Source organism: Polaromonas sp. (genome assembly GCF_029945925.1).
In the GTDB taxonomy this organism is placed as follows: domain Bacteria; phylum Pseudomonadota; class Gammaproteobacteria; order Burkholderiales; family Burkholderiaceae_C; genus Polaromonas.
This window is the reverse complement of the sequence record NZ_JAQSDN010000054.1, coordinates 1-14,025: the sequence shown is the minus strand read 5'-3', so window position 1 is coordinate 14,025 and position 14,025 is coordinate 1. Positions and strand designations below refer to the sequence as shown.

Sequence of the window (14,025 nt, the reverse complement as noted above, 5' to 3'; positions counted from 1 at the left end):
GCGCCGACCAGGCGGGTGGTAACGGCGCAGCGGTGTCGGTGTCCTCGACGGGCGGCAGCGTTTCAGTGGGGGCGATCACCACGACAGGTGGCAATGGTGTGGCCGGCGTGGCTGCGGGCGGCAATGCCGGGGCCATCACGCTCGACGCCGCGGGGGGCGGCCTGGGTATCACGCTGGCAAGCAACCTCAGCGCCGTGGGCGGTGCCGCGATGGGTGGCGCTGCGGTGGGCACCGGCGGGACGGTTTTTGTGGACGCCGGGACTGGTACGTATACGCAGAACACCAACGTCGATGTCAGCGCCGGAACAGGCGCCATCACAGTAGTGGCCGACAGCCTTGCGATTAGCACCGCAGCCAATACAGGCAACAACGCATTCAGCACGTCCGGCGTCCTCACGCTGAAACCGAAAACTGCAGGGCGTGCCATGTCGCTTGCAGGGAGTTCGGCTTTTGACCTGTCTACGCTGGAGATGGCCCGCTTTCTGGGTGCAACCGGGGTGACTGGGCCGATCGTGATAGGCGATACAGCCAGCAGCGGCGTCATGACGATCGATGCTGCGGTTAATCTGGCGGGCAAGACGCTGACGCTCAATGCAGGCTCGATCACTGATACCGGCACGCAACTGATCACCGCCACCAATGTCACGCTCAATGCCAATGGCAACATCGGTAGCAGCGGCAACCGCATTGACGTGGTGGCTAGCAATCTGGGCGTCAACACAACGGCGGGTGGCAATGCCTTCATGGAGACTGGCGCGATCAACATGGGTGTTGGTACCGCAGCATCGAACGTCGCAGGCACGCTCGACCTCCTGGCCGGCGGCGCCGTCACCCAGACGGCCTCTACCGGCAACATCACGGCGGGCACGCTGAAAGTGCAGAACTCGGCAGCAAACTCGCCCATCACACTGACCAACAGCGGCAACAACGCCGGAACGATTAATCTTCAGGCGACCTCGGCCGGGGCGATTCAATACACCGACGTCAATGGTTTCGATGTGGCGGCAGTGCTGACCACCGGCAATGCCACACTCTCGGCCGGCGGTGCGGTGACCCAATCGGGCGCGATCAGTGCATCAGGACTGGCGCTGACGGGCGCCGGCGGCGACCACAACTTGCGCCACGTCGGCAACGCGGTGACCACGCTGGCGGCCAACACCGGCAGCATCGATTACAGCCAGACCGGCGCGCTGACCGTAGGCACAGTGGCAGGCGTGGTGGGTGTCACCACAGCCGTTGCCGCCAAAATTGAAACCACCGGCGCCGCGTCCGATCTCACGCTGGCCAATGCCGTGACTTCAAACGGAACGGGCGACGCCATTGTGCTCAAAGCGGGCAGCAGCAACGCGGCTGGAACCAGTACGGGCGGCAAGCTGTTCAACAGTGTGGGCGCCAGCGGCATCGTGGCTTCCGCCGGACGTTATCTGGTGTACAGCGGCGACCCGGCCACCACGACGGAAGGCGTGACGGGGTACAACAAGCGCTACAACACGTCTTCCAGTTTCACCCCGGGCGGCAGCGCCAACATGTTCCTATACCGGATTGCGCCCACCTTGACCATCAACACCGACAACGCCACCCGTGTCTATGGTGACGCCAATCCCGTGTTCACCGGCAACCCCACGGCCGGCTTGATTGACGGCGACACGGATGCCAGCGTCGGTGTTTACCGCAGCACGTCGGCGGTGTTCAACACGCCGGTGGCCGCTGGCCCGGTAACCGTCACGGCGGGCGCCACCAATAATGAGAACTACACGCTGGTGCTGAACAACGGCCTGCTGACCATCACGCGAAGAAGCGTGCCCCGCGTGACCGGCATCACGGCTTACAACAAGGTGGTGGACGGCAATACCAGCGCCACCCTCAACACCGGCGGCGCCGGCTTCCCCAATCTGGTGGCAGGCGATGTGCTCCATATGGCCACAGCGACGGGCAATTTTGACAACCCGTCGGTGGGCACCCATAAAGCCGTTTACATCACCGGTATCTCCCTGGGCGGTGCGGCGGCAGACAACTACACGCTGATGGATCCCACGGCCACCACCACCGCCAGCATCACCGACCTGTCCAGCTTCGCCGGCTCCTTTTTCCAGGTGCCCACGCTGCCGCCCGTTCCCCCGCAGCGGTTCGCCGCTTCCGGTTTCACGGTGGCGGACGCCAATGCCCTGCTGGAAAGCGATCCGACCGCCTCAGGCGGTAGCATTGGAACGACGGTGACGGTGACGGTGACGGTGATCCGCGAGCCCACCGACCTTGAGGCCGGCATCGTCTCGGTCACGGTGGCCAGCGAGCTTGTCACCGCGGGCAAGGGTTTTCGTTTCTCGCTGCCGTCCGCCCTGCTGACAGGGTCGACAGGAGGCGCTGTGCAGGTCGGTGCCACGACCCTCAGCGGCCGGCCGCTCCCGGCTTGGTTGCGGGTCAACGCCGAAACCGGGGCCTTTGTGGCCGCAGGCACGCCGCCCGGCGCGCTACCGCAGCAGATTCGGGTGAGCCTCGGTGCACGCTCGGTGGTGCTGACCATTTCCCAAGCGCAGGGCGACGGGTCGTCGCCGCGCCGGGTCATTGTCGAGCGCCTGCCCGTGGAGCCGGCGCCCCAGCCAGGTTGACGCGGCCGGCTACAGCGTGAACGGCAGGGACGTCGTTTTCACCCGCAGCGGCGCGCGCACAGGATGGTAGGGCGTGACGGCCTGACCCAGAATGCCGGCCGCCAGCGTTTGCGCCTGCCGGCCGATGGGCTCGATAAAACGGCTGACCTGGCCGTTGACGGAAATGCAATCACCCAGGGCGTGAATGCCTTCCACGCTGGTGGCCAGTGACTCCGGCTGGACGTCAATGCCCTGGTTCCAGGCCAGGCCGGCGCTGCGCGCCAGTCGGTTCGGTGTCTGCAGGCCGGCGGCCACGATGATGTGGTCGACCGTGAAGGTCTGGCCACATGCGGTGCCGAGCTGTTTGTCCCCCGGGCCCGACGCTGCCGGCGACTTCACCCCGCTGACTTGCACCCCGCCGACAAAGCGCAGGGGCAGCTCGCGCCAGGCCGCCAGCAGTTGCTGCGATTGCGCTTCCGACAGGCAGGTCGCGAGCGGCCGCGTCTGTACATCGAGCAGGGTGATCTGGTGGCCTGCCAGCGCCAGGTCGTTGGCGAGTTCGGAGCCAATCAGGCCGGCGCCCACGATGGCGATCCGTTGTGAAGAGGTGCCCAGCACCGCACGGAACTTGGCATAAGCCTGCAGATGGTTGATGCGCCAGCACAGGGCCGCAGGCAGTTGCGGCAGGGAGCGCGCCTGGGCGCCATGCGCCAGCACCAGGTGCCGGTAGCGCAGCGTGCCGCGGGTGGTGCGCAGCTGGCGGCTGCCCGGCGTGATGCTGACGGCCTGCGTGTGAGCCAGCAGCCGCACACCGAGGCGCTGCGCCGCCTGGTCGCCGCTTTCGCGCGCCAGCTTGTCGACGGCCATGCCGCGTGCGATGGCCACCGACAGCATGGGTTTGTCGTAGATGTCTCCGTTGCACGCGGTCACCAGGGTGATGGGCATGTCGGCGTCGCGTTCGCGCAGGGCTTGCGCCATCTGCCAGCCGGCGCGTCCTGCCCCGACGATGACCGTGCCCGCGTTATGCCGCGCGGCGGCGCCTTGCGGCAGACGGGTGGCCGGGCTGGCGGCCTGTCGCTGCGGCTGCCCGGCCACAACATGGGGTTCAAAGTCGGCCTTGCCCACGCCGCACAGCGGGCAGGCCCAGTCGTCGGGGATGTCGGCAAAACGTGTGCCCGGCGCCAATCCGCTGTCGGCATCACCGGTGGCTTCGTCATAAATCAGTCCGCAGGCCTTGCAGATAAACAGCGCCCAGGTGATGTCTGCCCCCACGCTCGCCACTTCGTGTGCTTCGCTGCCCCCCGGGGGGGCGGAACTTGCTCGGGGCGGCCCTTCGCGACGTTCGCTTTGCTTGGCTTCGACACGCATGCTCATGCCGGCTGCTCCTCGGCGCTGAGCCGCGCGATTTCCTTGCGTAAGTGCTTGATGGCCGGTGTGACAATGGCGACAAAATGCGATTCGCGCACGCGCCGCTGTACTTCGGACGACATCAGGTAACCGCGCGCACCCTGGTGCATCAGCGCCGACTGGGCGGCGCGCAGGCACAGCTCGGCGCCGTGGGCGCGCGCATCGAGCACATCGATGAAAAATTCGGCCGACGGTTCAAACGGTGTTTCGGCGAGTTTCATCACGCGCCGGGTCAGTGCGTCCAGTTCGGCCTGCAGGGTGTCGGGCCGGTCTTCCAGGAACTGGTTGACATGGCCCAGCTGGGGTTCCACGGCCCACATCGAGTCGATCGCCCCCTGGGTGATGCCCACCGCCATGCCACACTGCAACATCACAAAAGCGGCGCGGATGCGCGCAATGTAGGGCTTGGCCGGATCGGCCATGATCTCGTCCGCGCCAATAAAATGGTCCTTCAGGCGCACGCCATAGGTGCCGGTGCCTTCCATGGCCGAAAAGCTCGGGCACTCGCGCAGCTCCACGCCGGGGGCGTCGCAGCGCAGCAGGAACATCACCTCCCCGCCGGCAGGCACGTCGCCCCCCATCACGGCTGCAATCGCGCCGAAGTAATGGTTCGGCCCCAGGTTGCTGACCCAGGGCAAGCTGCCGTTGACGAGGTAGCCGCCATCAACCACTGTGGCCTTGAGCAGCAGGCTTTCGATCTGCGCGTAACTTTTCATCGGGTTGGACAGCGCCGTGCCGCCCAAGCCGGCGCCACTGGCGTGCCGCAGCAACACCTCACCCATCAGGGCCGGGTTGCCCGACTGCTGCAGGTACAGGCCGCACACGGCTTGGCACCACATCATGAAGCCGGTGGCGCCGCAGACGCGCGAGACCTCGGCCATGGCCTGGATCGCCAGCGCGTAGCTGCCTGCGCCGGCGGGTGCGTCCAGGTGCGCACTCATTGCGCCCAGCGTCGCCAACTCCTGCAGCACGGCGCGCGGGTAATGGCCTTGCCGGTCGATGGCTTGCACCTGCTGCTGCAGCGGCCCCTGCGCCACCGCGCGCACGGCGGCCAGCAGAGCATAGTTCGCCGGCGGCGGCACGCAGGTCAGTTCACGGGGCAAATCAGCGGGATTCATGAGCAAGTCCTTGCGTGGTGGGGCGTGTGGGCAGAGCCGGGGTCAGTCGGCCAGGGCGATCTCGAAGGGGATGGGGTTGCGCATGCTGTTGGCCACCGGCGAATAGAAGTTCGCTTGCTGGACAATGTCGTCGAGCACCTCCCGCGGTGCATCGCCCTCGATCACGATCTTCACGCGAATCGCCTGGAAGCCCATGTCGGACGCTTCCTTGGTGGCACCGCCGGCACCCCACGCCGCCGGGTTGCCGATGTCGCCTTCCATGAAGACCTCCAGCCTGGACAGCCTGACCTTCTTCCAGGTCGCCACGGCGGTGATGCCGACGGCCAGGCAGCCGCCCAGGCCCGACAGCACGATTTCACCAGGTGCCGGCGCGGTGTTCTCTCCGAACAGGTGCAGCGGCTCGTCCACCACCACGGGCGTGTGCTCGCCGACGTAGCTCAGCGAGCGGTACATGCCCTGCATCACGGTGTGGACCTTGTTGGTGCCGCGCGAGGCCGGGTTGGCGCGCCCCTTGGCGGCAAAGGCGGCCAGGCCCTCGCCGTCGATGGGTTGGAGGTAAGCCTTCACGGTAGTCGGTGCGGCGGGGGCGATGGGGGTGTCCACGGACATGGGGAAAGTCTCCTGATCAGGTTGTCAACAAAAGAAGGGAAAGCGAAAGAAGAATGCGTAAGAAGGGAAGCGGCAGGGCCTCGTTCAGGCAGCCAGGGCCAACGACGGCTGTTTGGCCTTCATCACCGGCGCGTCGGTTTCAATCGGCAGCGCGTCATCGCGCGACCACTCGTTCCACGAACCGAAGTACATGCGCACGTCGCTGAAGCCGGCCTGCTTGAGCGCCAGAAAAGTGTTGGAGGCGCGCGCACCTTTGAAGCAATACAGGTAAACCGTGTCGTCGGTAGCTATGCCGGCGGTGGCACATTCGGCCTGCACTTCCAGCGGCGACTTGAACACCGGGCCCTGGGCCGAGGGTTTCATGAAGCGGTACCACTCGATCCACCTGGCGCCGGGCAGGCGGCCCTTGCGCGGCGCGAAGTCCTTGCCATAGGGCGACGAGCTTTCGCCGGTCCATTCGTCGATGTCGCGCACGTCCAGCAGCGCGATATCGGTGTACAGCGCGGCGGCCACATCCTCCTTGGTCAGCATCACGTCGGCCATGGCCAGGTCGGCCGGGAAGGTGGCGGGTGTGGGTCTTGCCGCTTCGGTGCTGACCGGCAGGCCCTGGGCTTTCCAGGCCGAGAAACCACCGTTGAGCACCTTGACCTTGGGGTAACCCAGCCAGGTCAGCAGGTAGTAGCCGCGGCAGGACTGGCCGTAGCCGCTGTTGAGCGCATCTTCATAAAACACCGCTGTTTCGGCGCCTGACAGGCCGACCAGCCCGAAGTGTTCGGCAAAGGTGGACTTGAGCGCGCTCAGGCCTTCGGCCGTGGATGTTGCCAGAAAGGTGAAGATCTCGCGCATGTTGACGGCGCCGGGCAAATGGCCGGCGGCATAGGTGTCGGCGTCCCGCGTGTCGATGATGACCACGGGCTCGGCCGCCATCATGGCGGACAGTTGTTCGGGAGAAACGAGAACGCTGGTCGTCGAAGAAGGGGTCGTCATGGCAATCTCCAGGGGAAGTCACGGCACATGCCGTCCCTCCCTTCATTGCAACCCGCGTGCCATCTTGTCCCGTGCTGGAGATCAATGATAAAAAAGGCTGCCAGCCCTTATCCATCGGGCGCAGACAGCTATTAATTCAGTAGCAAACGAGCGTTTCCCCGAAACCCCCGGCGCCTGCCCGGCCGCCACAATGTCTACACATTGTCGACATTGTGTCGGCCCAGTTTGCGCAAGCGGTAGCTGAACTGCCGCACCGTCAGCCCCAGCGCCTGGGCCGCGCGCGACTGGTTGCCGCCATGGTCGCGCAAGGCCTGCTGCAGCTGCGGGGCCGGATGCGATTGCGCGGCCAGGTAGTCACGCACCACCGGCGCCGGGGCCGCCGCTGGCCGGGGGGCCGCCGGCTGGCTTCGTGTGGGGTTGTCCAGGTCGTGCGGCAAAAACCGCCCCAGCTCTTCGGCGGAGACCATGGCGCTGTCGGTCAGCAGCACCAGGCGCTCGATCACATTGCCCAGTTCGCGGATGTTGCCTGGCCAGGGGTGTTGTTCGAGACGGGCCAGCGCCGCCGCGGACAGGCTCACATTGCGCTGGTTGGCCTGGTTGGTGCGGCTTAAGAAATGGACGGCCAGTGCGCGGATGTCCTGCCGGCGCTCGCGCAGCGAGGGCAGGCGGATCGGGATCACGTTGAGCCGGTAAAACAGGTCGCGCCGGAAGCTGCCGGCCAGCACGTCCTGCGCGAGGTCACGGTTGGTCGCGGCCACCACGCGCACCGCCACCCTGATCTCGCGTTTGCCACCCAGCCGCACGATGGTGCCCTCCTGCAGCGTGCGCAGCAGCTTGGTCTGCATGGCCAGCGGCATCTCGCCGATCTCGTCGAGAAAAATTGTTCCGCGGTCGGCCTGCTCGAACCAGCCGGCGCGCGCCGTTTGCGCGCCGGTGAAGGCGCCGCGTTCGTAACCGAACAGCTCGGACTCGAACAGCGTGTCCGGGATCGCCGCGCAGTTGACCTTGATGAAGGGCTGGTCGCGGCGCTGGCTCGACAGATGCACGGCACGTGCAAACAGCTCCTTGCCGGTACCCGACTCGCCCAGCAGCAGCACGCTGGCCGTGGCCTCGGAAACGCGCTCCAGTTCACCAAGCGCCTGTAGCAGCGCCGGCGAGGTGCCGATGATGCCGTAACGCGCTGCCGCGGTTTCCAGCGCGCGGCGCAAGAGCCGGTTTTTCGCCTCCAGGGCGCGTGTCTTGTCGGCTACCAGCGCCTGCAGCTGCAGCAGCTGCCCGGCCAGCGTGGCGAGGATCTTCAGCACTGCCACGTCGTCCGCCAGCTGGCGGTCGCGGCTGCGGATGCGGTGGCAGGCCAGCACGCCGATGACCTCGCGGTTCACTTCAATCGGCAGCGCGATGAAGGCAACGGTGTCGGGCGGCAGCTGTGCCCGCGCAACGGACCGCGCCAGAAATTGCGGCTCGGCGTCGATGTCCTGCACGATGATGGGCTGCGCCGTGGCCAGCACGCGGCCGGTGATGCCTTCGCCCGGGCCGTAACAGCCACGTGCCACTTCCTGCCATGTCAGGCCATAGGCATACCGGATGGCCGAAGCTGACGCGGGCGCCTCGGCCGTGCGGGCCGCCGGCTTGCGGTCGGCCAGCCCCTGCAGCGCCAGGTCGCCCACAAAGTCGGCCAGCACGATGCGGCCGCGGTTCAGGCCCAGCAGCTCCGACATCAGGTGCAGCATCTCGCGCATCACCACTTCCGGCGCCAGGCTTTTGCCAACCAGGCGCATGACTTCGCTCATGAGCAGCAGCTCCTGGGCGCGCCACTGCGGGTCGGCGGCGGGTTTGGCGGGCAAGGTGGAAGGGGCCATGGCCCAGACAAGCAATAACCTAGCCATAACCGCCGTGCTGTTGCAACATTGTCCTGTATGGCGCAAAATGCGCCATACAGGAGTTAATCATGGTCACACCCAGCAACTTTGCCTCCGTCAAACTTCCCACGGCCCTGGTCGAACAGGCGCGCGAGGCAGCACAGCCCCTGCGGCGCTCGGCCGCGGGCCAGATCGAATACTGGGCCACCCTGGGTCGCGTGGTTGAGCATTCGGGCTTAACGGTTCAGGAGGCGCGAGCAGCGATTGAGGGCTATGAAGCCGCCGCGCGCAAGGCCCAGCAAACGCGCGCTGTCGCAGACCTGACCAGCCGCTTGCTGGCGGCAGAAGTAAGCGGCTCACTGGCACAACGGGTGCGGGAAGTGGTGGAAGAAAACCGCAAACTCGCCAGTTAGCTGCATGCCGGTTTTCCATCTGCTGGCGGGCCCCAATGGCGCGGGCAAGTCCACCCTCTACCGCGCCTTGGTGCGTGATGGCATCTTCAGCGCCGACCTGGCGTTTATTAACGCTGATCTTTTTGAGCGTGAGCACCTGCAACACATCATCGATCCTGTGCAGCGTTCACAAGCCGCCAGAGACTGGGCCGACGCGCAACGCACGATTAAACTTGCCGGTGACGAGTCGTTCGTCAGCGAAACGGTTTTTTCCCATGAGTCCAAGCTGGCCCTGATCGACGAGGCGCTTGCGCAAGGCTACGTGGTGGCTTTGTATGTCGTGGCATTGGACGACCCCCAGCGCTTGCTGGCGCGGGTGCAAGGCCGAGTGCAGGAGGGCGGACATTTTGTGCCACCCGACAAAATCCTTACGCGTTATCCCCGCACCATGAGTCATCTGTCCCACGCAGTCAGCCTGGCGACGGTGGCGTATCTCTATGAAGGGCGGGATCTGGCGGACGGCGGACCATTCATGGTCGCGATGTGCGAGGGAACCAAGGTGACCATCTTTGCCGACCAGCTGCCGCGCTGGGCCCAAACGGTGTTGGGCCTCGCGGAGGCCGGCTGATGGCCGGAAGCGGGCCTACCCCCGCATCAACGCTTCAATCTCATCGGCCTCCACCGGCACGCCACGTGTCAGCAGTTCGCAGCCTTTGGCCGTGACCAGCGCATCGTCCTCGATGCGGATGCCGATGTTCCAGAACTCTTTGGGCACGCCCTTGGCGGGCCGCACATAAATGCCGGGCTCGACGGTGGTCACCATGCCGGGGCGCAGGATGCGCGAGGGCTTGCGCATCACGGTCTGGCCCAGCGCGTCTTTCTCCTCGCGTGGCTTGCTGCCCGGTTCGGTGTAGTCGCCGCAGTCGTGCACGTCCATGCCCATCCAGTGGCCGGTGCGGTGCATGTAGAACTGGCGGTAGGCGCCCGATGCCAGCACGTCATCGACCTTGCCATGTTTCTTTTTGTCGAGCAGGCCGGTGTCCAGCATGCCCTGGGCCAGCACACGCGTGGCCGCGTCGTGCGGGTCCGTGAAACGCTTTCCGGGTTTGGTCACCTTCACCGCGGCGTTTTGTGCTTCCAGAACGATTTCGTACAACACGCGCTGGGCCGGCGTGAACTTGCCGCCGGCCGGAAAGGTGCGGGTGATGTCGCTGGCATACCCGTCGAGCTCGCAGCCCGCGTCGATCAGGCACAGCTCGTCGGGCAAGAGGGGTGCAGTGCCGGCACGGTAATGCAGCACGCAGGCATTGGCGCCGGCAGCGACGATGCTGGTGTAGGCAGGAAACTGCGCGCCGTGGCGGCGGAACTCGTGCAGCAGTTCGGCTTCGAGGTGGTACTCGCGCAGCCCGCCCGGGATGCCCTTGCGCAGCATGGCCGCCGAAGTCTGCATCGCGCGCACATGGGCGCCGGCCGAGATGGTACCGACACGCCGCAGGATGGCCACCTCGTGCGCGTCCTTGCTCAGGCGCATCTCGTCGAGCAGCTTGCACAGGTCATGCTGGCTTTGCGGGCATTCAGCGCCGAAGCGGATGCGCGCGCGCACCTTGGACAGCCAGCCGTCAACCTGGGTTTCCAGGCCCTTGTGGGTGGCAAACGGAAACCACACGGCCTGCTGGTTGGTCAGCAACGCGGGCATCTTGTCTTCGAGGGTGTCGACGCTGAAAGCAGCATTCACACCGAGTGCGGTCGGGGCGGCCTTGGGGCCGAGCCGGATGCCGTCCCAGATCTCACGCTCCATGTCCTTGGGCTGGCAAAACAGCGTGCTGTGGCCGTTGGCCGCTATGGCCAGCCAGGCGCCGGGTTCGTCAAAACCGGTCAGGTAATAAAAGTAGCTGTCGTGCCGGTAGGGAAAGCCGCTGTCGCGGTTGCGCGCCACTTCGGGGGCGGTGGGCAGCAGGGCGAGGCCGCCACCGGCGGCCTTGAGGGCGCGTGCCACGGCGGCGCGGCGTTTCTGGTAAATCGTGGTCATGGGTAAAAGCGGTTTCCTAACGTGGAATGTTCAGCTCGGCCAGGCGTTCGGGGGTGCCCACGTCGGTCCATGGGCCTGAATATAGCGCCGCGGTGACATCGCCGCTTTGCATGGCCTGGCGCAGCAGCGGGGCCAGTGCGGCTTTCTGCCCGGCTGGCGTGTCCCTGAACAGGGCCGGGCGGTACAGGCCCGCCGTGCTGTAGGTGAATTGCTGATCGGCACGCGAAAGTGCCAGGCCGTCGGGGGCGATGCCAAAGTCGCCCCTGGGGTTGTGCGGCGGGTTGGGCACCAGGTAGATGTGCGCCAGCGCGCTGGAGGCGGCAAAACGCTGCGCGTCGGCCGCCGGAAAATCAAAGCCCGGCATGAACACGTCACCGGCCACCAGCCAGAAGGGCGCGTCCTGCAGCAGCGGCAGCGCGGTGGCGATGCCGCCCGCGGTTTCCAGCGCGCCGCCAAAACTTGCACCTTCGTGCGAGTAACGGATGCGCAGGCCGAAAGCGTTGCCGTCGCCCAGCGCCGCGGGGAACTGCTCCTCCAGCCAGGCAGTGTTGATCACCACGTCCGTGACACCCGTGCGCGCCAGGCGCTCCAGGTGCCACACAATCAGTGGCTTGCCCCGCACGCTCAGCAGGGGTTTGGGGTGGTGGTCGGTCAGCGGACGCATGCGTTCGCCGCGGCCGGCGGCCAGAATCAGGGCTTGGGTGCTCATGTGGCCTGAATTATGACGGCTTATAAGGCAAATGGGCCCTCGTCCCATGCGCATCGGGCGCTACCAGCTATCAAATAAATAGCATTCTGAGCTGACGGCATGCCGGCAAACCGCGCGGGGTGGCATCCCGTAAAATCAGGGGTTTTCCCGAGTGCCCGGTTTTTGCCGGTGGCCGAGCCGGCACCGGGCGCTGCGACCTTCACACACCCTGGACTTCAAGCAATGGCTGACACCCCCACATCCCTCATGGCCAACTCCATCCGTGCTCTGGCCATGGATGCCGTGCAGCAGGCCAACTCGGGCCACCCCGGCGCGCCCATGGGCATGGCCGACATGGCGGTCGCACTCTGGGGCCGCCATCTGAAGCACAGCCCGCACAACCCGCACTGGTTCGACCGCGACCGTTTTGTGCTGTCCAACGGCCACGGTTCAATGCTGATTTATGCGCTGCTGCACCTGACCGGCTACGACCTGCCGATCAAGGAACTGAAAAACTTCCGCCAGCTGCACAGCAAGACACCGGGCCATCCCGAGTTTGGCTACACCCCCGGCATTGAAACCACCACCGGCCCGCTGGGCCAGGGCCTGAGCAACGCCGTCGGCATGGCGCTGGCCGAGAAGTTGATGGCCGCTGAATTCAACCAGGCCGACCACAGCATCGTCGACCACCACACCTATGTCTTCATGGGCGACGGCTGCCTGATGGAAGGCATCAGCCACGAGGCCTGCGCCCTGGCCGGCGCCTGGAAGCTGAACAAGCTGATCGCGCTGTACGACGACAACGGCATCTCCATCGACGGCCAGGTCACGCCCTGGTTTGTCGACAACACGCCGCTGCGTTTTGCCGCCTATGGCTGGAACGTGATCGGCCCCATCGACGGGCACGACGTGGAGGCCGTCACGCGCGCCCTCACCGACGCCAAAAACAGCGCCGACAAACCGACGCTGATCGTCTGCAAGACCCACATCGGCAAAGGCTCCCCGAACCGCGCCAACACCGCCAAGGCCCACGGCGAGCCGCTGGGCGCGGAAGAAATCAAACTCACACGCGAGGCGCTGGGCTGGACGCACGCCCCGTTCGAGCTGCCCAAGGAAGCCTACGACGCCTGGGACGCCAAGGCCAAAGGCCTGGCGCTGGAAGCCGCCTGGGACGCTAAATTCACCGCCTACAAGGTGGCGCACCCCGAGCTGGCGGCGGAATTCACGCGCCGCATGAAAGGTGATCTGCCGCGCGCCTTCTCGCAGATCGCGGTGGACACCGTGGTCGGTGCCCACACCCAGGCCGAGACCGTGGCTTCGCGCAAGGCCTCGCAGCTCGCCCTCGAAGCCTTCACCGCCGGCCTGCCGGAAATGCTGGGCGGCTCGGCCGACCTGACCGGCTCCAACCTCACCAACACCAAGAGCACACCGGCGCTGCGTTTTGATCTGGCCGGCGACGTGGTCATGTCCGACGCGGCCGACGGCGGCAAGGTCATCGGTCGCCACATCAACTACGGCGTGCGCGAGTTCGGCATGGCCGCCATCATGAACGGCATCGCGCTGCATGGCGGCTACATTCCCTACGGCGGCACCTTCCTGACCTTCAGCGACTACAGCCGCAACGCCATTCGTATGGCCGCGCTGATGAAAATCCGCGTGGTGCACGTGTTCACGCACGACTCCATCGGCCTCGGTGAAGACGGCCCGACGCACCAGTCGATTGAACACGCCGCCAGCCTGCGCCTGATCCCCAACCTCGACGTCTGGCGTCCAGGCGACACGGCCGAAACCGCCGTGGCCTGGGCCGTGGCCCTGCAGAACAAAAACAAGCCGACGGCCCTGCTGCTGAGCCGCCAGAACCTGCCGTACGCACCGAAAGACGATCTCGGGCAAATCAGCAAGGGCGCTTACGTGCTCTCCGAGCCCACCGAAGTCGGCTTGGCCAAAAAAGCCCAGGCCGTGATCATCGCCACCGGCTCCGAAGTGCAGCTGGCGCTGAAGGCGCAGGAGTTGCTGGCCACTTACAAAATCGCCGTGCGTGTGGTCTCCATGCCCAGTACCACCACGTTTGACAAGCAAAAGCCCGCCTACAAGTCCGAAGTCCTGCCCGAAGGCATTCCGCGCATCGCGGTCGAGATGGGTGTCACCGACGGCTGGTGGAAATACGGCTGCGCCGCGGTCGTCGGCATCGACAGCTACGGCGAGTCGGCCCCGGCCCCGGTGCTGTTCAAGCATTTCGGTTTCACGCCCGAGAACGTGGCCGATACCGTGCGCAAGGTGTTGAAGAAATAGGACGACGCCCCTCACCCGTTCGCCCTGAGCCTGTCGAAGCCTGTGCCCGCAGACAGACC

At 65.8% G+C, this 14,025-nt stretch carries 11 protein-coding genes; 4 read left to right on the top strand and 7 right to left on the bottom strand.

Annotation, left to right across the window (positions count from 1 at the left end; all coding sequences use genetic code 11):
• Positions 1-2,606 (top strand): YDG domain-containing protein (locus PSV40_RS18490; protein WP_300540515.1); only part of this gene is annotated, 2,606 nt, incomplete at its 5' end.
• A 9-nt stretch (positions 2,607-2,615) separates the two neighbouring features.
• Here PSV40_RS18490 and PSV40_RS18485 read toward each other — a convergent pair.
• From PSV40_RS18485 to PSV40_RS18465, 5 genes are all read right to left on the bottom strand, one after another.
• Positions 2,616-3,959 (bottom strand): FAD-dependent oxidoreductase, encoded by a 1,344-nt coding sequence (locus PSV40_RS18485; RefSeq protein WP_300540512.1) that lies wholly within the window; start codon positions 3,957-3,959, stop codon positions 2,616-2,618.
• Positions 3,956-5,110: an acyl-CoA dehydrogenase family protein gene (locus tag PSV40_RS18480; RefSeq protein ID WP_300540509.1), complete on the bottom strand. Its 1,155-nt coding sequence runs from the start codon at positions 5,108-5,110 to the stop codon at positions 3,956-3,958. Before PSV40_RS18480 ends, PSV40_RS18485 begins: the two co-directional genes overlap by 4 nt.
• 42 nt (positions 5,111-5,152) lie before the next feature.
• Complete coding sequence (locus tag PSV40_RS18475; protein ID WP_300540506.1) at positions 5,153-5,719, bottom strand: OsmC family protein; 567 nt, start codon at positions 5,717-5,719, stop codon at positions 5,153-5,155.
• A gap of 84 nt (positions 5,720-5,803) precedes the next feature.
• Positions 5,804-6,706 carry a sulfurtransferase gene (locus PSV40_RS18470; RefSeq protein ID WP_300540504.1) on the bottom strand — a complete coding sequence of 301 codons (903 nt, stop codon included), beginning with the start codon at positions 6,704-6,706 and terminating at the stop codon, positions 5,804-5,806.
• A gap of 194 nt (positions 6,707-6,900) precedes the next feature.
• Positions 6,901-8,565 carry a sigma 54-interacting transcriptional regulator gene (locus tag PSV40_RS18465; RefSeq protein ID WP_300540502.1) on the bottom strand — a complete coding sequence of 555 codons (1,665 nt, stop codon included), beginning with the start codon at positions 8,563-8,565 and terminating at the stop codon, positions 6,901-6,903.
• Positions 8,566-8,654: 89 nt separating this feature from the next.
• Here PSV40_RS18465 and PSV40_RS18460 point away from each other — a divergent pair, with 89 nt between their 5' ends.
• Positions 8,655-8,978 (top strand): hypothetical protein, encoded by a 324-nt coding sequence (locus tag PSV40_RS18460; RefSeq protein ID WP_300540501.1) that lies wholly within the window; start codon positions 8,655-8,657, stop codon positions 8,976-8,978.
• 4 nt (positions 8,979-8,982) lie between these two features.
• Positions 8,983-9,585 carry a zeta toxin family protein gene (locus tag PSV40_RS18455; RefSeq protein WP_300540499.1) on the top strand — a complete coding sequence of 201 codons (603 nt, stop codon included), beginning with the start codon at positions 8,983-8,985 and terminating at the stop codon, positions 9,583-9,585.
• 15 nt (positions 9,586-9,600) lie between these two features.
• Here the strand turns inward: PSV40_RS18455 and PSV40_RS18450 are convergent, their stop codons facing one another.
• Entirely contained in the window at positions 9,601-10,986 is a 1,386-nt protein-coding gene (locus tag PSV40_RS18450) for an aminopeptidase P N-terminal domain-containing protein (protein ID WP_300540497.1), read from the bottom strand.
• 16 nt (positions 10,987-11,002) lie between these two features.
• Complete coding sequence (gene murU / locus PSV40_RS18445) at positions 11,003-11,695, bottom strand: N-acetylmuramate alpha-1-phosphate uridylyltransferase MurU (RefSeq protein WP_300540495.1); 693 nt, start codon at positions 11,693-11,695, stop codon at positions 11,003-11,005.
• A gap of 222 nt (positions 11,696-11,917) precedes the next feature.
• Between murU and tkt the strand changes: the two genes are divergently transcribed.
• The gene (gene tkt / locus PSV40_RS18440) at positions 11,918-13,966 is read left to right on the top strand and encodes a transketolase (protein ID WP_300540493.1); all 2,049 of its coding nucleotides are present in this window, start codon (positions 11,918-11,920) and stop codon (positions 13,964-13,966) included.
• The last annotated feature ends 59 nt before the right edge of the window (positions 13,967-14,025 follow it).

What these genes read in the sequence shown, in the direction of transcription:
- PSV40_RS18485 (WP_300540512.1), bottom strand. Translation starts at nt 3,959, where the DNA reads ATGAGCATGCGTGTCGAAGCCAAGCAAAGCGAACGTCGCGAAGGGCCG.
- PSV40_RS18480 (WP_300540509.1), bottom strand. Translation starts at nt 5,110, where the DNA reads ATGAATCCCGCTGATTTGCCCCGTGAACTGACCTGCGTGCCGCCGCCG.
- PSV40_RS18475 (WP_300540506.1), bottom strand. Translation starts at nt 5,719, where the DNA reads ATGTCCGTGGACACCCCCATCGCCCCCGCCGCACCGACTACCGTGAAG.
- PSV40_RS18470 (WP_300540504.1), bottom strand. Translation starts at nt 6,706, where the DNA reads ATGACGACCCCTTCTTCGACGACCAGCGTTCTCGTTTCTCCCGAACAA.
- PSV40_RS18465 (WP_300540502.1), bottom strand. Translation starts at nt 8,565, where the DNA reads ATGGCCCCTTCCACCTTGCCCGCCAAACCCGCCGCCGACCCGCAGTGG.
- PSV40_RS18460 (WP_300540501.1), top strand. Translation starts at nt 8,655, where the DNA reads ATGGTCACACCCAGCAACTTTGCCTCCGTCAAACTTCCCACGGCCCTG.
- PSV40_RS18455 (WP_300540499.1), top strand. Translation starts at nt 8,983, where the DNA reads ATGCCGGTTTTCCATCTGCTGGCGGGCCCCAATGGCGCGGGCAAGTCC.
- PSV40_RS18450 (WP_300540497.1), bottom strand. Translation starts at nt 10,986, where the DNA reads ATGACCACGATTTACCAGAAACGCCGCGCCGCCGTGGCACGCGCCCTC.
- murU (WP_300540495.1), bottom strand. Translation starts at nt 11,695, where the DNA reads ATGAGCACCCAAGCCCTGATTCTGGCCGCCGGCCGCGGCGAACGCATG.
- tkt (WP_300540493.1), top strand. Translation starts at nt 11,918, where the DNA reads ATGGCTGACACCCCCACATCCCTCATGGCCAACTCCATCCGTGCTCTG.